This window comes from Glycomyces rhizosphaerae, assembly GCF_042647865.1.
GTDB classification, from domain to species: domain Bacteria; phylum Actinomycetota; class Actinomycetes; order Mycobacteriales; family Micromonosporaceae; genus Glycomyces; species Glycomyces rhizosphaerae.
The window spans coordinates 577,095-597,093 of record NZ_JBHRWO010000021.1 but is presented as its reverse complement, the minus strand read 5'-3'; the positions used below and the strand labels follow the sequence as shown (position 1 = coordinate 597,093).

17 protein-coding genes are annotated in these 19,999 nt (G+C 69.9%); 3 read left to right on the top strand and 14 right to left on the bottom strand.

Annotated elements, in window-relative coordinates:
- Positions 1 to 28: 28 nt before the first annotated feature.
- The 6 genes from ACFO8M_RS23090 to ACFO8M_RS23065 all read right to left on the bottom strand — a co-directional run bounded on the left by ACFO8M_RS23090 (position 29) and on the right by ACFO8M_RS23065 (position 6,616).
- Positions 29 to 433 carry a VOC family protein gene (locus ACFO8M_RS23090; RefSeq protein ID WP_387979971.1) on the bottom strand — a complete coding sequence of 135 codons (405 nt, stop codon included), beginning with the start codon at positions 431 to 433 and terminating at the stop codon, positions 29 to 31.
- Between the two features lie 10 nt (positions 434 to 443).
- Complete coding sequence (locus ACFO8M_RS23085; RefSeq protein ID WP_387979969.1) at positions 444 to 896, bottom strand: helix-turn-helix transcriptional regulator; 453 nt, start codon at positions 894 to 896, stop codon at positions 444 to 446.
- 102 nt (positions 897 to 998) lie between these two features.
- Positions 999 to 3,389, bottom strand: coding sequence for an ATP-binding cassette domain-containing protein (locus ACFO8M_RS23080; protein WP_387979968.1), 2,391 nt, complete (start codon positions 3,387 to 3,389; stop codon positions 999 to 1,001).
- An 83-nt stretch (positions 3,390 to 3,472) separates the two neighbouring features.
- Positions 3,473 to 4,438 carry an acyl-CoA desaturase gene (locus ACFO8M_RS23075; protein ID WP_387979966.1) on the bottom strand — a complete coding sequence of 322 codons (966 nt, stop codon included), beginning with the start codon at positions 4,436 to 4,438 and terminating at the stop codon, positions 3,473 to 3,475.
- Between the two features lie 195 nt (positions 4,439 to 4,633).
- Positions 4,634 to 5,275: a LuxR C-terminal-related transcriptional regulator gene (locus ACFO8M_RS23070; protein WP_387979964.1), complete on the bottom strand. Its 642-nt coding sequence runs from the start codon at positions 5,273 to 5,275 to the stop codon at positions 4,634 to 4,636.
- Between the two features lie 57 nt (positions 5,276 to 5,332).
- Entirely contained in the window at positions 5,333 to 6,616 is a 1,284-nt protein-coding gene (locus ACFO8M_RS23065) for a sensor histidine kinase (protein ID WP_387979962.1), read from the bottom strand.
- Positions 6,617 to 6,739: 123 nt separating this feature from the next.
- On the opposite strand from ACFO8M_RS23065, the gene ACFO8M_RS23060 reads away from it, so the two are divergent.
- On the top strand, positions 6,740 to 7,543 hold the full coding sequence (locus ACFO8M_RS23060) for an SDR family NAD(P)-dependent oxidoreductase (protein WP_387979961.1): 804 nt from the start codon (positions 6,740 to 6,742) through the stop codon (positions 7,541 to 7,543).
- Positions 7,544 to 7,547: 4 nt separating this feature from the next.
- Here the strand turns inward: ACFO8M_RS23060 and ACFO8M_RS23055 are convergent, their stop codons facing one another.
- From ACFO8M_RS23055 to ACFO8M_RS23045, 3 genes are all read right to left on the bottom strand, one after another.
- Positions 7,548 to 8,534, bottom strand: a complete 987-nt coding sequence (locus ACFO8M_RS23055; RefSeq protein WP_387979959.1) for a glycosyltransferase family 9 protein — start codon at positions 8,532 to 8,534, stop codon at positions 7,548 to 7,550.
- A gap of 215 nt (positions 8,535 to 8,749) precedes the next feature.
- Positions 8,750 to 9,934: a glycosyltransferase gene (locus ACFO8M_RS23050; protein WP_387979957.1), complete on the bottom strand. Its 1,185-nt coding sequence runs from the start codon at positions 9,932 to 9,934 to the stop codon at positions 8,750 to 8,752.
- A gap of 66 nt (positions 9,935 to 10,000) precedes the next feature.
- Complete coding sequence (locus ACFO8M_RS23045; protein ID WP_387979955.1) at positions 10,001 to 10,669, bottom strand: O-methyltransferase; 669 nt, start codon at positions 10,667 to 10,669, stop codon at positions 10,001 to 10,003.
- A 399-nt stretch (positions 10,670 to 11,068) separates the two neighbouring features.
- On the opposite strand from ACFO8M_RS23045, the gene ACFO8M_RS23040 reads away from it, so the two are divergent.
- The gene (locus tag ACFO8M_RS23040; protein ID WP_091043033.1) at positions 11,069 to 11,503 is read left to right on the top strand and encodes an SsgA family sporulation/cell division regulator; all 435 of its coding nucleotides are present in this window, start codon (positions 11,069 to 11,071) and stop codon (positions 11,501 to 11,503) included.
- 71 nt (positions 11,504 to 11,574) lie between these two features.
- Here the strand turns inward: ACFO8M_RS23040 and ACFO8M_RS23035 are convergent, their stop codons facing one another.
- The 5 genes from ACFO8M_RS23035 to ACFO8M_RS23015 all read right to left on the bottom strand — a co-directional run bounded on the left by ACFO8M_RS23035 (position 11,575) and on the right by ACFO8M_RS23015 (position 18,099).
- Positions 11,575 to 13,026, bottom strand: coding sequence for a multicopper oxidase family protein (locus ACFO8M_RS23035; RefSeq protein ID WP_387979953.1), 1,452 nt, complete (start codon positions 13,024 to 13,026; stop codon positions 11,575 to 11,577).
- Positions 13,013 to 13,474: a hypothetical protein gene (locus ACFO8M_RS23030; protein WP_387979952.1), complete on the bottom strand. Its 462-nt coding sequence runs from the start codon at positions 13,472 to 13,474 to the stop codon at positions 13,013 to 13,015. The genes ACFO8M_RS23035 and ACFO8M_RS23030 overlap by 14 nt, the downstream gene beginning before the upstream one ends.
- A gap of 105 nt (positions 13,475 to 13,579) precedes the next feature.
- Positions 13,580 to 14,764 (bottom strand): acetate/propionate family kinase, encoded by a 1,185-nt coding sequence (locus ACFO8M_RS23025; RefSeq protein ID WP_387979950.1) that lies wholly within the window; start codon positions 14,762 to 14,764, stop codon positions 13,580 to 13,582.
- Positions 14,765 to 14,814: 50 nt separating this feature from the next.
- Entirely contained in the window at positions 14,815 to 16,872 is a 2,058-nt protein-coding gene (gene pta / locus ACFO8M_RS23020; protein ID WP_387979948.1) for a phosphate acetyltransferase, read from the bottom strand.
- A gap of 81 nt (positions 16,873 to 16,953) precedes the next feature.
- Entirely contained in the window at positions 16,954 to 18,099 is a 1,146-nt protein-coding gene (locus ACFO8M_RS23015; RefSeq protein WP_387979947.1) for a citrate/2-methylcitrate synthase, read from the bottom strand.
- A gap of 312 nt (positions 18,100 to 18,411) precedes the next feature.
- On the opposite strand from ACFO8M_RS23015, the gene ACFO8M_RS23010 reads away from it, so the two are divergent.
- Positions 18,412 to 19,986: a serine/threonine protein kinase gene (locus tag ACFO8M_RS23010; protein WP_387979945.1), complete on the top strand. Its 1,575-nt coding sequence runs from the start codon at positions 18,412 to 18,414 to the stop codon at positions 19,984 to 19,986.
- Positions 19,987 to 19,999 lie beyond the last annotated feature (13 nt).

The window sequence follows — 19,999 nt, the reverse complement described above, 5'->3', positions numbered from 1 at the left end:
GGCCGGGGTGCGGCTCTACGACACTCGGCTACTGCTGCTTGATGCGGACCATGTTGCCCGCCGGGTCGCGGAAGGCGCAGTCGCGGATGCCGTACGGCTGGTCGGTCGGCTCCTGGACGACCTCGGCGGTCTCCTGGAGCTTCGCGAACACCTCGTCGAGGTCGGGGGTCGACAGGTTGATGGAGGCGTACGTGCCCTTGGCCATCATCTCGGCGATGGTCACCCGCTCCTCGTCGGTGATGCCCGGGTCCGCTGCCGGCGGGTGCAGGACGATGGAGACGTCCGGCTGCCCGACGGGGCCGACCGTGATCCAGCGCATGCCCTCGTAGCCGACGTCGTTGCGGACTTCGAAGCCGAGCACGTCCCGGTAGAACTCCAGGGCGGCTTCAGGATCGTTCTGCGGCAGGTACGCCTGGTAAATGTTGATGTCCATACTGGCAACCCTATTTCTCGGCCGCGGCCGGTGCTTCTCGATTCCTGATCGGTCTGCTGATCTGCTTCGCGACGCACGCCGGGAGGCCCTCGGTCGCGTCCGCGGCCTTCTCCTTGTAGACGCTCGGCGGCATGCCGACGAGCTCCGTGAACCGGGTGCTGAACGTCCCGAGTGAGGAGGACCCGACCGCGAAGCACACCTCGGTCACGCTCAGCTCCCCCATGCGCAGCAAGGACATCGCGCGTTCGATGCGCCGCGTCATCAGGTACGAGTACACCGATTCGCCGTACGCGGCCTTGAACTCGCGGCTGAGGTGCCCGGCCGAGACGTGCACGCCGTGCGCCAGCGCCTCGACGTTGAGCGGTTCCGTGTACTCGCGGTCGATGCGGTCGCGCACGCGGCGCAGCATCGCGAGGTCGCGCAGGCGCTGTTCAGAGGTCGGTCGGCTGGTCACCTGCAACATTTTGCCACCGCGAGACCGAACGGGCCAACAATGCGGAACGCCCGCGACGCGTCGCGGGCGTTCCGTCCGGCTATGTCCTCGCGGGACCGATCGATGCGACCGTCAGGCCCCGATGTATTCGGCGAGGTGCTTGCCCGTCAGCGTCTTGCGCTCGGCCACGAGGTCGGCGGGCGCGCCCTCGAAGACGATCGTGCCGCCGTCGTGGCCCGCGCCGGGACCGAGGTCGATGATCCAGTCCGCGTGCGCCATGACCGCCTGGTGGTGCTCGATGACGATGACCGACTTGCCCGCGTCCACGAGCCGGTCGAGCAGGGCGAGCAGGTTCTCGACGTCGGCGAGGTGGAGGCCGGTGGTCGGCTCGTCGAGGATGTAGATGCCGCCGCTGTCGCCCATGTGGACAGCGAGCTTGAGGCGCTGGCGTTCGCCGCCGGAGAGGGTGGTGAGCGGCTGGCCGATCTTGACGTAGCCGAGGCCGACGTCGACGAGCCGGTCGAGGATCGCGTGCGCGGCCGGGGTGCGGGCCTCGCCGGCGCCGAAGAACGCCTCGGCCTCGGCCACGGACATCTCGAAGACCTCGCTGATGTCCTTGCCGCCCAGCTTGTACTCGAGCACGGACGCCTCGAACCGCTTGCCCTCGCAGTCCTCGCACGGGGTCGCCACCGTCTCCATGAACCCGAGCTCGGTGTAGATCATGCCGTTGCCGTTGCAGGTCGGGCAGGCGCCCTCGGAGTTGGCCGAGAACAGCGCCGGCTTCACGCCGTTGGCCTTCGCGAAGGACTTGCGGATCGGCTCGAGCATCCCGGTGTACGTGGCTGGGTTCGAGCGCCGCGAGCCTTTGATGGCGCTCTGGTCGACGGTGATGACGCCTTCGCGCTTCGACAGTGAGCCGTCGATGAGGGAGCTCTTGCCCGAGCCCGCGACGCCGGTGACGACGACGAGCTGCCCGAGCGGGATGTCGACGTCCACGTTCTTGAGGTTGTGGGCGGTCGCGCCGCGGATCTCCAGTGCGCCAGAAGGTTTGCGCATGTCGGCTTTGAGCTTCGCCCGGTCGTCGAGGTGGCGGCCGGTGACCGTGCCGCTGGCGCGCAGCCCTTCGAGGGTGCCTTCGTAGGAGACGTGGCCGCCGTCGGTGCCCGCGCCGGGGCCGATGTCGACCACATGGTCGGCGATCGCGATGGTCTCGGGCTTGTGCTCGACCACCAAGACCGTGTTGCCTTTGTCGCGCAAGCGGATCAGCAGGTCGTTCATGCGCTGGATGTCATGCGGGTGGAGGCCGATGGTGGGCTCGTCGAAGACGTAGGTGACGTCGGTGAGGGCGGAGCCGAGGGCGCGGATCATCTTGATGCGCTGCGCCTCGCCACCGGAGAGCGTGCCGGAGGGGCGGTCGAGCGAGAGGTAGCCGAGGCCGATCTCCACGAGCGAGTCGAAGAGGTGCTGCAGTCCGGTGATCAGCGGGGCCACCGACGGGTCCTTCACGGTGCGGAGCCATCCGGCGAGGTCGGTGATCTGCATGTTGCAGACGTCGGCGATGGTCTGGCCGTTGATCTTCGAGGAGCGGGCCTCGGCGCTGAGCCGGGTGCCGTCGCAGTCGGGGCAGGTGCCGTAGGTGACCGCCCGGTCGACGAACGCCCGGATGTGCGGCTGCATGGCGTCGCGGTCCTTGGCGAGGATCGATTTCTGGATCCGTGGGATCAGGCCCTCGTAGGTCATGTTGATGTCGGCGATCTTGATCTTGGTCGCGTCGCGGTACAGGAAGTCGTCGAGTTCCTTCTTGGTGTACTTGCGGATCGGCTTGTCGGGGTCGACCAGGCCCGACTCGGAGTACATCCGCACCATCCAGCCGTCGGCCTTGTAGCCGGGGACCGTGATCGCGCCCTCGTTGAGCGATTTGCCGTCGTCGTACAGCTGCGTCAGGTCGATGTCCTTGACCAGGCCGGTGCCTTCGCAGCGGGCGCACATGCCGCCGTGGTAGATCGCCTTGCGCACGACCTGCTTCTCGCCCTTGCCTTTTTCGGCGGTCATGATGCCGCTGGCGGTGCGCTTGGGGACGTTGAAGGAGTAGGCGGTCGGCGGGCCGATGTGCGGCTCGGCGAGGCGGCTGAACAGGACGCGCAGCATCGCGTTGGCGTCGGTGGCGGTGCCGACGGTGGAGCGGGGGTTGGCGCCGAGGCGCTCCTGGTCGACGATGATCGCGGTCGTCAGGCCTTCGAGGAGGTCGACGTCGGGGCGCGCCAGGTTCGGCATGAAGCCCTGCAGGAACGCGCTGTAGGTCTCGTTGATCATCCGCTGCGACTCGGCCGCGATCGTCTCGAACACCAGCGAGCTCTTGCCCGAACCGGAGACTCCGGTGAACACGGTCAGGCGGCGCTTGGGGATCTCGACGCTGACGTCCTTGAGGTTGTTGACCCGAGCGCCGTGGACCCGGATGAGGTCCTGGCGGTCGGCCACATGCTCAGCGGGCGTCTTAGGGGTCTTGTTGGCGGCTTTGCTCATGAAAGCCACTCTAGAGGCGGGGTCCGACACGCGCTTCTCGAATCCTGATCGGTCCGATCGCGCGCGCCGGTCCTGCGGAAACGCTAGTCGGCGGTGAGTTTCGCGACGCGTTCGGGCGTAGGCCACTTCACGTCGGTGACCCAGCCGGCCTGCTCCATGATCCGGATGATCCGGGCGGAGGTGTCGATCTGGCCGCGCTTGACCCCGTGACGGGCCCAGGTCTGGTCGGCGTGGTGGGAGTTGTGCCAGGACTCGCCGCCCGAGAGCAGCGCGAGCGGCCAGAAGTTCGCGGCCTTGTCGCGGCTCTTGAAGGGCCGCTCGCCGATCATGTGGCAGATCGAGTTCGTCGACCACGTTGCGTGGTGCAGCGCCGAGACGCGGACCAGGCTGGCCCAGAAGAACGCGGTCAGGGCGCCCATCCAGGACATCGTGATGAGCCCGCCGAGGATGGCCGGGAGGAAGAAGGTCGCCACCGTCCACACCCAGAACAGCTTGTCGATCATCACCAGGTCGCGGTCGCGGCGCAGGTCGGGCGCGAAACGCTCCTCGTTGGTGGTGTTGCGCGCCTCGAACATCCAGCCCATGTGCGCGTACCAGAAGCCCTTGCTCATGGCCAAGGCGGAAGTGCCGTACAGCCAAGGCGAGTGCGGGTCGCCCTCTTTGTCGGAGAACGCGTGGTGGCGGCGGTGGTCGGCGACCCAGGTGATGAGCGGGCCCTGCACCGACATGCTGCCGAGGATCGCCAGCGTGATCTTCACGGCCCGGTTCGGTTTGAACGAGCCGTGCGTGAACAGGCGGTGGTAGCCGACGGTGACGCCGTGGAGGGTGAGGAGGTAGAAGCCGACGCTGAGCGCGATGTCGGTCCAGCTGAGGAGGCCCGTGGTCCACGCGAACGGGACGGCGGCCGCGAGCGCGGCCATCGGCACGAGGAGGAACAGGTAGACCAGCGACTGGCGTCCGACGTCGCGAACGTCGCCGTGGATGGGTTTGGGCCCCTTGGCCGCCGGAATGGCGGCCGAAGTGGAGCCCGTCTGCGTGAGAGTGGCCATCGCACGTCCTCGCTTTCGATTCGTCGGACCGCTTAATCCTCGCCTCGTGAGAGCTCGGGCGCAGTGGGGCGGATCAGTGCGTTTCGGACCATTGCCGCCCCGCGTCACAGGGGGCGTAGACCCCCGACGACGTGGCCGTTCGACGGGATCGGCGCGCTCGCGGTGCCGAACGGGACGGTGAAAGCGAAGGGGCCTTTAGTTGCCTTCGAGGTAGGCGAGGACGGCGAGGACGCGGCGGTTGTCGTCCTCGGACTGGCCGAGGCCGAGCTTGCGGAAGACGTTCGCCGAGTGCTTGCCGACGGCCTTCTCGGTGATGAAAAGGCTCGCGGCGATCGCGGCGTTCGTGCGGCCCTCCGCCATGAGGCCCAGGACTTCCAGTTCGCGCGGGGTGAGCGCGTCGAGCCGGTTCTGCTGCTTGCCGAGCAGGCGCGCGACCACCTCGGGGTCCATGGCGGTGCCGCCGGCCGCGACGCGGCGCAGGGCCTCGATGAACTCGCCGACGTTCGAGACGCGGTCCTTAAGGAGGTAGCCGACGCCGCCGCGGCGGTCGCCGAGGAGCTCGCGAGCGTAGAGCTGCTCGACGTACTGGGAGAGGACGAGGATCGGCAGGGCCGGGATGTGGCGGCGGGCCTCGATGGCGGCCCGCAGGCCCTCATCGGTGAACGTCGGGGGGAGGCGGATGTCGACCACGGCCACATCGGGCCGGTGCTTGAGCAGGGCCGCGGCGAGCGCGGGCCCGTTGTCGACTGCTTCGACCACGCGGAAGTCATGGGCCTCGAGCAGGCGAGTGAGGCCGTCGCGCAGGAGCGAGTGGTCTTCGGCGAGGACGACGTCCATGGTGCTCCTCAAGCTCAGTTGTCAGCGGCGGCCGATTCAGTCCGGCTGCGGCTCACTTCAATTATCGGCGCTGCCGAGGACGATGGCGGCGGCGGGGATCGTCATGGTGACGGTGGTGGGCCCGCCTTCGGGGCTGTCGACCTCGACGGTGCCGTCGAAGGCGGCGAGGCGGCGGCGCACGCCGTCGAGTCCGCCCCCGGGGGAGAAGTTCGCGCCGCCGACCCCGTCGTCGCGGACTTCGATGACCACTTGGTCGTCGCCGCGGCTGACGACGACCTGGACTTGTGAAGCCTGAGCGTGCTTGGTGATGTTGGTGAAGACCTCGTTGGTCGCGAAGTAGGCGGCGGCCTCCAGCGGGGCCGGGAGCTTGTCGTGGAGCCGGTCCACTACCGAAACCGGCAACGGGTGGTCGAGCGCCATCGCCTGCAGCGCTCCAGTGAAGCCGCGGTCGGCGAGCACGGGCGGGTGGATGCCGCGCACGAGCTGGCGGATCTCCTCCAAGGCGTCGGAGCAGGCCTGGCGGGCCTCGCCGACGAGTGCTGCGGCCTTGTCGGGTCGGTCGTTGTGCAGCAGTTCCTCGGCCATGCCGAGGGTCAGGCTGAGGGCGGCGATGCGGGCCTGGGCGCCGTCGTGCAGATCGCGTTCTATGCGGCGCAGTTCCGCGGCGGCGTGGTCGGCGGTCTGGTCGCGGGCCTGGCGCAGCTCGGAGACGCGGGCGGTGAGCAGGGCGTTCGCGGTCGGGCCGAGCAGGAGCACACCCAGATGGGCGTACCAGCGCAGGAACAGCTCGCCCCAGCGCCACCAGGCGACCCCGCAGGCGAGTGCGAGCGGCACGAGCATGAGGGTCTTGGCGGGCGTGTCGAAATCGTAGAAACCGAAGTCGTTGACGAACGGGGTCTCCGAGGAGTGGAAGACCGTGACGAGCAGGAACGGCTGCACGAGGTAGTAGACGGCGACGCTGAAGACGCCGAGGTAGAGCAGGTTGACGAAGAAGCCGAGGGTCGCGTCGATGGCGAGCCACGCGAAGTCCCGCCAGGTGGCGGCTTCGCGGATCAGCCACAGGGCCTGCTGGTCGATTCGGCCTTTGAGACGAGGCCGGTACGGGGCCGGGATGACGAGGCCGAGCTGCTCGCCGATGATGCGGCGCTGGGTGTTGGCCCAGACGCGGATGGCGAGGAGGACGGCGACGGCGACGGGGATGCCGACCCAGAAGATGACGAACACCCCGGTGATGATCGCGGCGGCCAGAAGGGCCCCCGCTATGAGCGTGAGGCTGAATCGCAGGACTGACCAGCCCGGAAGGGCCAGTCGCCGCGTGATGGGATTGGCCGGTATCGACATGGTAGGGGAAAGCCTACCCCTCGGCTCGCGGCCGCCGACGCCGCTGCCTGCGGAGTCACTGGGGCGTGTCGGCAGGTGGCTAGGCTGGGGCCTGCTTTTCCATTATCGCGGAGAGGGGCCGGTATGGGCGAGGGGACGTGGGCGCTGGTCACGGGCGCTTCGGCGGGGCTCGGGACGGCGTTCGCCCGCCAGTTGGCGGCCCGCGGACACCACGTGGTCCTCGTGGCCCGTTCGGAGGCGAAGCTGGAGGCGCTGGCGCTCGAGCTGCACGAGCGCTACGGGGTGGACGCGATCGTGGTGACGCAGGACCTGGCGGCGCCGGGCGCGGCCGCGCGGATCGCGGACGCGGTGTCGGTGGCCGGGATCCAGGTCGAGGTGCTGGTGAACAACGCGGGGATCGGCACGTTCGGGCGGGACGCGGAGATCGACGCGGACTACAACCGCGATGTGGCGATGGTGAACGTGGTGGCGGTCGCCGATCTGGTGCAGCGGTTCATGCCGGGCATGGTCGCGCGCGGGTCCGGGGCGGTGGTGAACGTGGCGTCGATGGCGGGTTTCCAGCCCCAGCCGTACATGTCGCTGTACGCGGCGACGAAGGCGTTCGTCGTGAACTACAGCCTGGGGTTGTGGGTCGAGACGAAGGGCACGGGCGTGCGGGTGCTGGCGGTGTGCCCGGGGCCGGTGGACACCGATTTCCCGATCGCGAACGGCATCAGGTACGACGAGCAGCGCCTCGGCTGGCTCCTGGCCGACCCGGCGAAGATCGTGAAGCAGTCGCTGAGGGCGCTCGACCACGACAAGGGCTACGTGGTGCCGGACTTGAAGAACTGGCCCGAGGCGCACCTGCTCCCCCGCCGGCCGCGGCGGCTCATGACCCGGCTCATCGGTCTCGTGCTGCGGCGCTTCGCGGACTACCAGCGGCGCTGACCGCTCAGAACGGGTAGCGCTCCAGCAGGCTGCGGGCCTCGGCCAGCACTCGGTGCTCGTCGAGTTCGAGCAGGCCCGGGTCGGGCCGGTCGGCGGAGGCGTCCCCGGTGTGCCCGGCCCACAGTGCGCGGTGGCGGCGGCGCCACGGCGGCGGGCCCCACAGCGTCGGCGGTTTCGGTCCGAAGAGGACCACTGACGGCGTCCCGAACGCGGTCGCGAGGTGCGCGATGTCGGTGTCCCCGCAAAGCACGAGCCGCGCGGAGGCGATGACGGCCGCGAGTTCTTCGAGGCCGGTGTGCGCGGCGAGGACGCGCCACGGCGCGATGCCCCCTGCGGCCGCGACCGAACGTGCCAGGCTTATCTCGTCGGCGCCGCCGGTGATCGCGATGTCATGGCCGTCGTCTTGGAGTTGTCTTGCGACCCAGGCGAAGCGGTCGGCGGGCCAGCGGCGGGCGGCGGCGGCCGCGCCGGGGTGGACGACGACGGTGCCCACGTGCGGCGTCGGCGTGGGCGGCGGCGGGAGCAGCAGGTCGGTGGGGTCGGCGGCGATGCCGGACTCGTCGAGCAGGCGGCACCAGCGGTCGATCTCGTGGAGTTCGGGCCGCCAGCGCGGCCCGGGGACGTCGGGGAGTTCGGGGTGGCTGTAGGCGATGAGCTCGGTGGGGCCGGTGCCGAGGAGGTCGCGGACGCTGTCGGGGCCTTGGCCGTGGAGGTTGACGGCGAGCTCCGGTGCGGCGCTGCGCCATTGGAGGTCGCCGACGCCGGTGGTCGGGTGGAGCCGGTCGACGGCCTCCACGAGGTCGGCGAGGGGCCGTAGGCGCTCGGGCGCGGCGAGGACGATCTGCTTGTGGGGGCAGGCTTTTCGCAGTGCGCGGAGGGCGGGTACGGCGGTGAGGAGGTCGCCGGTGCCGCGGGCGCGCAGGACGAGGACGGTGCCGCGGGCGGTGGGCGGGTCCAGCGATCCGTCGAGGTGTTCATCGTTGTCGCTCAAGGGATTCACAGTGGCCTCCTGCCCTGGTGGCGTAACGCACATATCGGCAATATTCGATTACCCGTGCTGTTCGCGGGCAAACCTGGCACCAGTCGGGTGGGACGCGAGAAGACCATTGAGGACCTGCGCGGGCGCGATCTGTGCAGGCGCAGAGGTGATCGAGACGCAGGCCGCGGTCGGGTGAGGCCGTCAAGTGAAGGCGCCGAGTACGGCCGCTACGATCCGGCGACCGTCTCGTAGACCTTGAGCGTCTCGGCGGCGATCGCGTCCCAGGAGTAGCGGGCGCAGGCGCGGGCCCGTCCGGCGAGGCCGGCGGCCTCCCGGCGTCCCGGGTCGATCAGGTACGGGCGCACCGCGGCCGCGATGGCCGACGGGTCGTACCCGTCGACGAGCGTGCCGGTCACGCCGTCCTCCACGGTCTCCCGCATGCCGCCGACGGCCGTCGCCACCACCGGAATGCCGCAGGCCATCGCCTCCAGCGGCACAATCCCGAACGGCTCGTACCAAGGCGTGCACACCGCGACCTCGGACGCGCGGTACAGCGCGGGCATCGCCTCGTGGAGGACCCGCCCGGGCATGAGCACCCGGTCCGACACCCGGCACTCCTCGGCCACCCAGCGCAGCCGCGCGGCCTCCCGGTCGGACTCCACCGGCCCTTCGGCCGGGCCTCCGGCGATCACCAGCTCCACATCGCGCAGTTCCCTCAGGGCCGCGATCACCGTGTCGAACCCTTTGCGCCGCAGCAGTCTCCCGACCGCGAGCAGCCGCGGCTGCCCGTCGCGCCCCGCCGCCGGTCCGACGGGGCAGAACCGGTCGAGGTCGACCCCGCAGGGCACCACCGCGGCCTTCCCTTCCGGGACGCCGATGGCGGCCAGCTCGGCCACCTCGTCCTCACAGGTCGCGATGATCGCCGCGCAGGCGGCCGCGACCTCGCGCTCGACGCCGATCCGCTCGGGCGGGCTCGTGTCGGCCGGGCCCAGGTGGCGGCGTTCGACGCTGCCGAGCAGGTGGAAGGTCTGCACGACAGGCACATCGAGCGGCTGGGCGGCGCGCAGCGAGGCCAGGCCGGACATCCAGAAATGCGCGTGCACCACGTCGGGGCGCTCGATCCCCCAGGTCTCCCCGAGGCGCTTCGCGAAGCGGCCCATGTAGTGCGGCAGCCGGTCCTTCGAGATCCGTTCCGCCGGCCCGGCGTCGATGTGCACCACCGCGTAGCCCTCGGCGGCGATCACGAGCGCCTCGACGTCGGGCCGCTCGCGTCGCGTGTAGACGGTGACCTCGTGGCCCTGCCGCGCCAGGGCCGCAGCCAGACTGGCGACATGGACGTTCTGGCCCCCGACGTCTTCGCCGCCCATCTCGGCCAGCGGGCTGGCATGCTCGGACACCATCGCGATCCTCATGCCCAGCCTGTACCCCGAACCGGGCCTGGTCAATCACCGATTTCGCGCGGTTCGGCGCGGCTGGTTCTAGGCGATGACGCGGGCGATCGAGAGGCCGTCGTAGCCCTTCACTCCGACGGTCTGCATGACGGTGCCCTCCAGCCGCGGGTCCGCGGCGACCTTCTCGAGGTAGGACCTGACGCCTTGCACGTTCGGGTCCCGGCTGAGCCCGTCGGCCACGGCCCCGCCGCGCACCACGTTGTCGGCCACGATGAGGCCGCCCACGCGCGTCAGTTTGAGCGCCCAGTCCAGGTAGTTCGGGTAGCCGCCCTTGTCGGCGTCGATGAAGACCATGTCGAACGGCTCGGCGCCTTCGGCTGCCAGCTTCGGCAGGGTGTCCGCGGCGGCGCCGACGCGGATCTCCACGATCCCCACGAGCCCGGCGCGGGCGATGTTCCCGCTCGCGACCTCGGCGTGCCGCGGGCTGTACTCCAGGCTGACGAGGTGCCCGTCCGAGGGCAGGGCCCGCGCCATCCAGATCGCGCTGTAACCGCCGAGCGTCCCGATCTCCAGCACGCGCTTGGCGCCCTGGATCTTCGCCAGCAGGTACAGGAGCTTCCCCTGTGCGGCGGATACCGAGATCGGCGGCAGCCCGGCGCGCTTCGCCGCGGCGGTCGCTTCGGTGAGGACCTCGTCTTCGCCGACGAGCAGCGACGAGAGGAACGTGTCGACTTCGGTCCATTGCGCCTGGCCCATGGTTCGCCCCTTCAGGGAGTCAGAGAACGTGAGTCAAACGCTATCACCGCGTACGCGCCCGATTCACTCCGATAATTTCAGGGATTCGCAACCGAGTCGTAACGCCCTTTGGCGACTGGCCGTACTGGGGATCGGGAATAGTACCGCTAAAGAGTGAAGGACGTTGTTGTAATTACGACATAGACGGAGTATTGGCGGTGGCCTTTTGTCGGATTTTGCCCCTGAATCAACTGAACGCGCCGGTCTCGGTCTTGCGGATCGTCGTACGGTGCAACGGCTTGAATGATAGACCTGAATCACGACTTGTTCGCGGCCGAGATTCCGGACCTCCGGTGCGGCGGCGGATTGGAATGACGACTGGCTTCGGGGGGAGCCGGTCGCACACTGGGGGGTAACGCTATGAGCATGGCACGATCGGCGACAGTCGATATCGGCACCACCATGCGGCTCGTCGCGCCCGATTTCGCGACGGTCAGTGTGCGTGCGAGCCTGCGCTACGACCCTGACGATCCCTACGCGGTCTGCGTCATGTTCCACCCCGACGGCACCGATGCCGACCAGGTCGCCTGGTCCTTCTCGCGGGAGCTGCTCGCGAAGGGCCTCGAGGAACCCACCGGGATCGGCGACGTGCGGGTCTGGCCGTGGACCACCCCGAGGGGCGAGTCGGTGGCGCTGGCACTGTCCTCTCCGGACGGGAACGCGCTGTTCGAGATCAACCGCGGCGTCGTGCAGCGATTCCTCCGCCGGGCCTACAGCCTGGTGCCCCGCGGCCGTGAATCGGGCTATGTGGACATGGACACGACCCTCACCAAGCTCCTGGCCGGAGGCGTCTGACCCCGACCCGCCCCCCGGCACGGACCAAGGCGACGGGCCGCGTCGAATCTCGATGCGGCCCGTCGCTCGTTCTATTCCGGGTGGTTGCCGGCGTGCCCGCCGATGCGGAACGGTTCGGTGACGCCCTCATAGGCAAGGTGCGCGGTCAGGCCTTCGGCGGCGTGGGGCAGGTTGTGGCAGTGGTCCATCCAGATGCCCGGGTTGTCGGCCGTGAAGGCGATCTCGTAGGACTCGCCGTCGTCGACCTCGAGCGAATCGATCCACCAGGGGCTGCCGGTCGCGGCGACGCCGTCGCGGGAGAGCACCACCGCGTGGTGGCCGTGCAGGTGCATCGGATGGGACTCGCCGCTGTCGTTGGTGATCCGCATCCGGACGATGTCGCCCTCGGCGACGGTGAACACCGGCACGTCGGGGTACATGCGGCCGTTGACGGTCCACCAGAGGCCCGGCCTGCCGTCGAGGAAGCCCGGCCGCCGCCCGATCGCGAACTCGAACTCGCGGTCGGCCGCACCGGGGTCGATGCCGAGCGGGGCCGGGGTTCCGTAGTGGAGCGGGTCGAGGGTCGCCGAGGGGGGCTCGGAGGCCTCGATCGGACCCTCGCCGACGATGAAGGCCGCCGAGGCGCTCAGATTGACGCGGACGGCGCCGCTCTCGGGCACGGTGAACTCCAGGTCGGCCCGGCCGCCCCCGGCCACGGTCACCGCGACGCCCTCCTCCTCCGGGGGCTCGTACAGCTCGGTGCCGTCGACGGCGGCCAGGCGGAACGCGGCGCCGTCGACCCAGGCCCGCATCTTCCCGAAGTCGGTGTTCACGACTCGGACGCGGACCGTGTCACCGGGCTCGGCGGCCACCCGGTCCTCGCCGTCGCGGCCGTTCACGGTGCGCTTCCCGTCGTAGAGGTGCACCAGCGCCAGCGCGTCCACGTCGGCGACCGGCCCGGCGGCCGGAGTGATGACGAGCGGCCCGAGCAGGCCGCCGAGAACCTGCTCGTGCGAGACCTGATGCGAGTGGTACCAGAAAGTGCCGACCTGGTCGGCGAAGAACCGGTAGACGAACTCGCCGCCGATCGCGACGGCGTCCTGGGTGACGCCCGCGGCCCCGTCCATCGCGCCGGTCACGTCGACGCCGTGCCAGTGCAAGGTGACGCCGTCGGGGACGGACTCGTTCACGAGCGTGACCTCGATGAGCTGCCCCTGCTCGGCGCGGATCGCCGGGCCCGGCGAGGAGCCGTTGAGCGTGTAGCCGTCGACCTCCCGCCCGGAGGCGAGGGTGAACCGCCGCTGCTCGGCGGTGAGGGTGGTGCGCACGTCGGCTTCGAGGTCGCCGGGGACGGTGAGCGCGTCCACCGCTGTCGGGGCGGTGGACGCGCTTTGGTCGTGGCCGCCGTGGTCGTGGTGGCCCATGTCCTCGACCGAGAAGGAGTCGGGGAGCAGGCTGGCCTGCCAGAACCAGGCCACCGGGGCCAGCACCAAGGCTGCGGCGGCGATGGCGGTGAGGGTCTTGGCGCGTCTACTGAGGAGCATTCCCGGCCACGGGCTCCGGGTTCGGCGCGGGCTTGGTGGCGCGGTACCCGGCCATGAAGGCGGCTCCGTACACCGCGAACGCGACCAGGCCGTGCAGGAGACCGAAGATCGCGGCCTGGTGGCCCCAGAGGCCGAGGAAGATCTGGAGGGCCACCAGCACGAGGATGCCGATGGCCGAGGCGACGCCGCCTTTGACCTTGGCGAAGAACGACACGATGAGCAGGATCAGCGCGAGGGCGGGGATGATCATCATGCCGTTGATGCCGTGGACGGCGAACCCGATGACTTCGTCGAACGGGGCTTCGTCGCTCTCGATGACCGCCTTGTCGAGGATGCCGCCGTCCTCGATCCAGATCCCGAGGCCGGCAATGGCATAGGCCATGAACGCGGCCTGGATCGCGACCTCTGCGGCGATGACGTACGCGAGGATGCGGTAGAAAACTCTCATGGCGTTGCCCTCCCGGACGGGTTCACTGTCCCGTACTCGGGGTGATGGTAAGCACACCATTAATGGGTATATGTGGTGAAATCGTCGATCCGCTCGGCGAACCGGTCAACTGCGCAGCAGCGCCGCCGTCTGCGACGCGATCTCACCCTCTTCATTGGTCGGAACGACCATCACCGTGATCGGCGAACCAGGCGTCGAGATGACCGGGCCGCCGGCCGCGTTCGCCGCCTCGTCGAGGTGCACTCCGAGGGCCACGAGCGAACCGAGCGCGCCCGCGCGCACCTCGGCGCTGTTCTCTCCCACGCCGGCGGTGAACGCGATCGCGTCCGCGCCGCCGAGCGCGGCGATGTAGGAGCCGATGTACTTGCGGATCCGATAGCAGTAGATCTCCAGGGCGATCTGCGCCGCCCGGTCGCCCGCCTCGGCGGCCGACTCGATCGCGCGCATGTCGATCTGCCCGGTCAGGGCGTACATCCCCGACTCCTTGTTCAGCGCCGCATCCAGATCGGCGAACGAGGCTCCGGTCTGGCGGTGCATGTGGAAGACGATCGCCGGGTCGATGTCGCCCGAGCGCGTCCCCATCACCAGGCCCTCGAGCGGGGTCAGGCCCATCGACGTGTCGATGGAGCGTCCCCGCTCCACGGCGGTCACCGACGCGCCGTTGCCCAGGTGGGCGACGATCACGTTGACCTCCTTGGGGCTCCTGCCGAGCAGCTCGGCGGCCTTGCGGGAGACGTACGCGTGCGAGGTCCCGTGGAAGCCGTAGCGGCGCACCCCGTGCTCCTCGCGCCAGGCGGCGGGCACCGCGTACAGGTGGGCGCGCTCGGGCATGGTCGCGTGGAACGCGGTGTCGAACACGGCCACCTGCGGGAGCTTCGGGAAGAGCTTGCGGGCGACCTGGATGCCTTCGAGGTTCGCGGGGTTGTGCAGGGGCGCGAGCGCCGAGAGCCGCTCGATGGCCTGCTCGACCTCGTCGTCCACGATGACCGGCTGCACGAACCGCTCGCCGCCGTGCACGACGCGGTGCGCCACGGCGATGAGCCCGGCCGCCGACAGCGGCGTCCCGTGCTCCTCGAACGCCGCGACCATCGCCTCGAGACCTGCCGCGTGGTCGGCGAGGTGAGCGGTCGTCCGGTGCTTCTCGCCCTCGTGCTTGTGGGTGAGGATCGACTCGGCCTGCCCGATGCGCTCGATGACGCCCGAGGTCGAGGCCTCCAGGGTCTCGCCGTCGACCAGCTGGTACTTGATCGACGAAGACCCGGAGTTGATCACCAAGACCGGTGCGCTCATGGCATTCCTTTCTGGGGCTCAGGCCTGCGAGAGCTCAGGCCTGCCGGGGCTCAGACGGGCCGGCTCGCCTGGATGGCGGTCAGCGCGACGGTGTTGACGATGTCGGGCACGGTCGCGCCCCGCGACAGGTCGTTCACGGGCTTGCGCAGGCCCTGGAGCACCGGGCCCACCGCGATCGCCCCGGCGGAACGCTGCACGGCCTTGTACAGGTTGTTGCCGGTGTTCAAGTCGGGGACGATGAAGACCGTCGCCTTCCCCGCCACCTGCGACTCCGGCAGCTTCGTACCTGCGACGCCGGCGTCGGCGGCGGCGTCGTACTGGATCGGCCCCTCCACCGGGAGGCCCGGCCTGCGGGTCCGCACGATCTCGGTGGCCGCCCGGACCTTGTCCACGGCTTCGCCGTGACCGGAGGTGCCGGTGGAGTAGGAGAGCATCGCCACACGCGGTTCCACGCCGAACTCGATGGCGGTGTCAGCAGAGGATAGCGCGATGTCGGCCAGCTCCTCGGCATTGGGGTTCGGGTTCACCGCGCAGTCGCCGTAGACGAGCACGCGGTCCTCCAGGCACATGAAGAACACCGAAGAGACCACGGCCACTTCGGGTTTGGTCTTGATGATCTCGAACGACGGCCGAATGGTGTGCGCGGTCGTGTGCACCGCACCGGAGACCATGCCGTCGGCCATGCCGGTGTGGACCATCATCGTGCCGAAGTAGGAGACGTCGGCGACCGTGTCGTACGCCTGCTCCACCGTGACGCCCTTGTGGGCGCGCAGCTGCGCGTACTCCTTCGCGAAGCGCTCGCGGATCTCGTGGTCGCCCGGGTTGAGGATCGACGCCCCGCCGAGGTCGACGCCCAGTTGCGCTGCCTGCGAACGGATCTCGGACTCCTCGCCGAGGAGTGTCAGGCGGGCGACGTCGCGCCGCATGAGGATCTCGGCGGCCTTGAGGATGCGCGGCTCGGCGCCCTCGGGCAGCACGATGTGCTTGTCGAGGGCCTTGGCGCGCCCGATCATCGCGTGCTCGAACATGATCGGCGTGACCACGCTCGGCTTCGCGAGCGCGAGCCGGTCGAGCAGGTCGTCGCCGTCGACGCCGGCCGCGAAGTCCTCCAGGGCGCGGGTGATCTTGCGCTGGCCGCCGGCAGCGAGCGAGCCGGAGACGTCGCCGACGAGGTTCGCCATGTCGAAGGTGTCGTGCTGCACCAAGGCGATCGGCAGGCGCGAGTCGAGCCCGGCCACGATGTCGAGGATCTGCGGCTCGGGCCGCAGGCCGCCGGTGAGGAACACGGCCGAGAGGCTCGGCGTGCCCTCGGCCAGGTGCGCGGCGAGGAGTCCGAGGAGGACTTCGGAGCGGTCGCCGGGGAGGATCACGGCCTTGTCGTCGGCAAGGCGCGTGAGCAGGTTCGGGAGGGTCATCGCCGCGACCACGACGTCCCCGACGGTGCGGGTGAACACCTCAGGGTCACCCGAGATGAGCTGGGCGTCGGCGGCCTCGATGAGCTCGCCCACGGTGGGCGCCTCGATCTCGGGGTCTTCGGCGATGACGCCGGTGCCCGGGTGCGCGGCCCGCACGAGCGCCGTGTCGGCGGCGTCCACGCGGTTGACGATGGTGCCGAGGACCGTCGCGTGGTCGGCTTCGGCCTGGGCCGTGCCGAAGCGCAGGGCGGCGGCGATGTCCGCGGGCGTCTTGTGGTGGCCCGTGATGACCAGGAGCATCGGCGCGGCGAGGTTCACGGCCACACGGGTGTTGTAGGTGAACTCGACCGAAGCGCCCACATCGGAATAGTCGGAGCCGACGACGAGGACGACGTCGTGCGCGTCGGCCAGCGCGTGGTAGCGCTCGACGATCTGGGTGAGGGCGGCGTCGGCGTCCGAGCGGACGTCGGCGTAGGTGACGCCGACCGAGGCCTCGTAAGGGCTCGGGAGTCGGTACTGGTCGCGGAGGAGGGTGATGACGGGGTCGCCGGACGAGGTGTTCTCGTCGCGGACGATGGGGCGGAAGACCGCCACTGACCCGGCGCGCCGGGTGAGCAGGTCCATGACGCCGACGGCTACGGCCGACTTGCCGCTGCCGGGGTCGAGACTGGCGAGGTAGAGACTTTGAGCCACGGCTCCAACGCTATCCATCCCGTGTGTGCCGCGCAGCGGATCTGCGCGGCGGCTCACCTGTGAGATTGGGCCCGTCCCGTCTCATTCGGCGAAGCCGTCCTCGGGGACCTGTTGCGGCGGAGGGGTGCCGACGTAGCGGGCCCTGGGGCGGATGATCTTGGAGTCCCGGGCCTGTTCGAGGATGTTGGCGCTCCAGCCGACGACGCGGCTGGTGGTGAACGTCGGCGTGAACATGGTGCGGGGGACGCCGGCGAGCTCCATGACGACGCCGGCGTAGAACTCGACGTTGGTGTAGAGCTTGCGGCCGGGTTTGACCTCGGCGAGGATCTCGACGACGCGGCGTTCGACGGTCTTGGCGAAGTCGACGATGTCGCCGTCGAGGCCGTCGGCGACGTCGCGGAGGTGGAGCGAGCGGGGGTCGTCGGTCTTGTAGACGGCGTGACCGAAGCCCATGATGCGCCGTCCGGCCTCGAGTTCGCCGCGGATCCAGTCGTCGATGTTGTCGCGGCCGCCGATCGCGTCGAGGGCGTCGAGGGCCCGGGAGGGCGCGCCGCCGTGGAGCGGGCCGGAGAGGGCGCCGATCGCACCGACTAGGGCCGCACCGAGATCGGCGCCGGTGGAGGCGATGACACGGGAGGTGAAGGTGGAGGCGTTGAAGCCGTGGTCGACGGTGAGGATGAGGTAGTGCTCGATGGCGCGCGCGTTGGTCTCCGTGGGCACTTCGCCGGTCATCATGTACAGGTAGTTGGCGGCGTAGCCGAGGTCTTCGCGCGGGTCGAGGGGTTCGAGGCCCTGGCTGAGGCGGTACATCGCGGTGAGGATCGCGGGGGTGACGGCGCAGGCGAAGAGCGCGTCGTCGGCGCGGTCGGCCTCGCCGATGTCGAGGACGGGCCGCATGGGCCGGGACGCGCAGGCGGCGGAGAGCGCGGTGCGCAGGCCGTCGAGCGGTGAGGCGCCGTTGAGGTGGGGCAGGAGGTCGCGGAGTTCGGGGGTGAGGGCGCGGTAGGGCGCGACCTGGGTCTTGAACTCGGCGAGCTGCGCGCGGGTGGGCAGTGCGGCGTGGGTCATGAGGTACCAGACCTGCTCGAAGGAGCAGTGCTGCGCGAGCTCGACGGCGTTGTACTGCCGGTAGTGGTAGAAGCCCTCTTCGCCGCGGACGTCGCCTATCTCGGTGTCTGCGACGATGACGCGGTCCAGGCCTTTGGGGACTTCGATGAATTCGGTCATTGGGTACTCCTCGTCCGACGCGCCTTGGGCCGCCCGTGACACTTCCTGTCGAGATCGCCGCTCCCGTTCGCTTGTCAGCCTACGGGATTTACCCCGGCGGGGGCCCGAACGTCCACCCGGAACCTCACGCCCGGCCGCGGGGCGGCACACTGGTGCGGAACAGGTTCCTCGGGTGGTTCCCCGCGCATGGCTGGCGCGCTTTAGAGTGGACCTCCTGCCCGACAGCAGCGCCGACACCGCGAGCCGCCGGTTTCCGTCTCCCCATGGCCCGCAGGCGATCGCGCGACTGGACACCCCGAACGAGGTTTGCCCGTGGACTCCGGAACGCTCATTGCCGGCCGTTACCGACTCGATCACGTCATCGCGTCCGGAGGCATGGGCGCGGTATGGCGGGCCGAGGACGAACGGCTCGACCGCACGGTCGCCGTGAAGGTGCTGCACGCCGGGCTCGAACGCGCGGGGCGCCCGCAGGAGCGGTTCAAGGTCGAGGCGAAGATCCTCGCGAGCCTGAAGGGCCCCGGCTGCGTCGAGGTCTACGACTTCGGGGAAGAGCTGGACGGCGATCGCACGGTCCTGTTCCTGGTGATGGAGCTGGTCGAGGGCGTGTCCCTGGCGGAGCTGCTGCACCGGGAGGAACGGCTCGACCCGGAGCGGACGATGCGGATCATGGCCGAGGCCGCCGAAGCGCTCGCGACCGCCCACAAGCGCGGGGTCGTCCACCGGGACATCAAGCCGGGCAACATCCTCATCGACACCGACGGCCGCGTGAAGGTGGTCGACTTCGGAATCTCACTGTTCGCGCACAACGAGCGGTTGACGCCGAGCGGCGAGGTGCTGGGCACCGCCCCGTACGTGTCGCCGGAGCAGTTGCGGGACAAGGACGTCAGCGGAGCATCCGATCTGTACGCGCTGGGGGCGGTGGCCTACGAGTGCCTGGCCGGGACGCCGCCGTTCGACGCGGTGGACCCGGCGGCCGTGATCCACGGGCACCTCTATTCGGAGCCGCCTGCCCTGCCCGCGGACGTCCCGTCCGAGGTCGCCGAGGTGGTCACGAAGTCGCTCAAGAAGACTCCTGAGGAGCGGTGGGAGTCGGGCGAGATCCTCGCTGCGGCAGCCCGCGCCGCGAACACCGGGGCGTTCCCGGTGACCACGGGGCCGGGCCGCCACCGTCAGTCGACGACGCCCTCGACACCGGCCGGGTCCTCATCCGAGGCGGCCACTGTGGATGTGAGCATGGCGGCGAAGCCGCCGTATCGCGCCCCGTCCGAGCCGCCGGTGACCCCGCCTTCGCAACCGGCGGTGATCGAGCCCGCCGATGAGGGACCGCGCCGGCGCCGCCGGTCGGCGTTCGTGATCGCCGCGGTGGCAGCCGTGCTGGCGGTGTTCGCAGTGGTGGCGTGGAGCCCGTGGAGCGGCGACGGACCGGATTCGGACGCAGCGGACGAAGGGGGAACGACCCCGGCGGTGGAGGCCACGCCGTCGACCGAGTCCACTACGGCGGCGAGTCCCGAAGCCGCCGAGTCTCCTGCCGAGACGGCCGCCGCCGAGGAGTCCACTGCGGAGGACGGCGGCAACGAGGGCGGCGGCGGGGACGGCGGCGAGAGCGACAACGGAGAGGACACGAGCGACAGCGACGCGGCGAAGGAAGGCAGCGGCACCGTTCCCCCGGTCACCGGCATGACGACCTTCGAGGCCCGCGACTACCTGAACGAGCAGGGGTTCTCGAACGTGGTCGCCGAGTCGGGGATGTACGCCTACTGGCCCGAGCCCGAGCACTGCGAGGTCATGGGGCACACCCCGACCGAAGGCGAGACGATCGACTACCAGGACCGGATCACACTGTCCTACCACTACCGCGACAGCGTAGGCACCACCTGCGAGTGGTGAACCGGCCACAGAT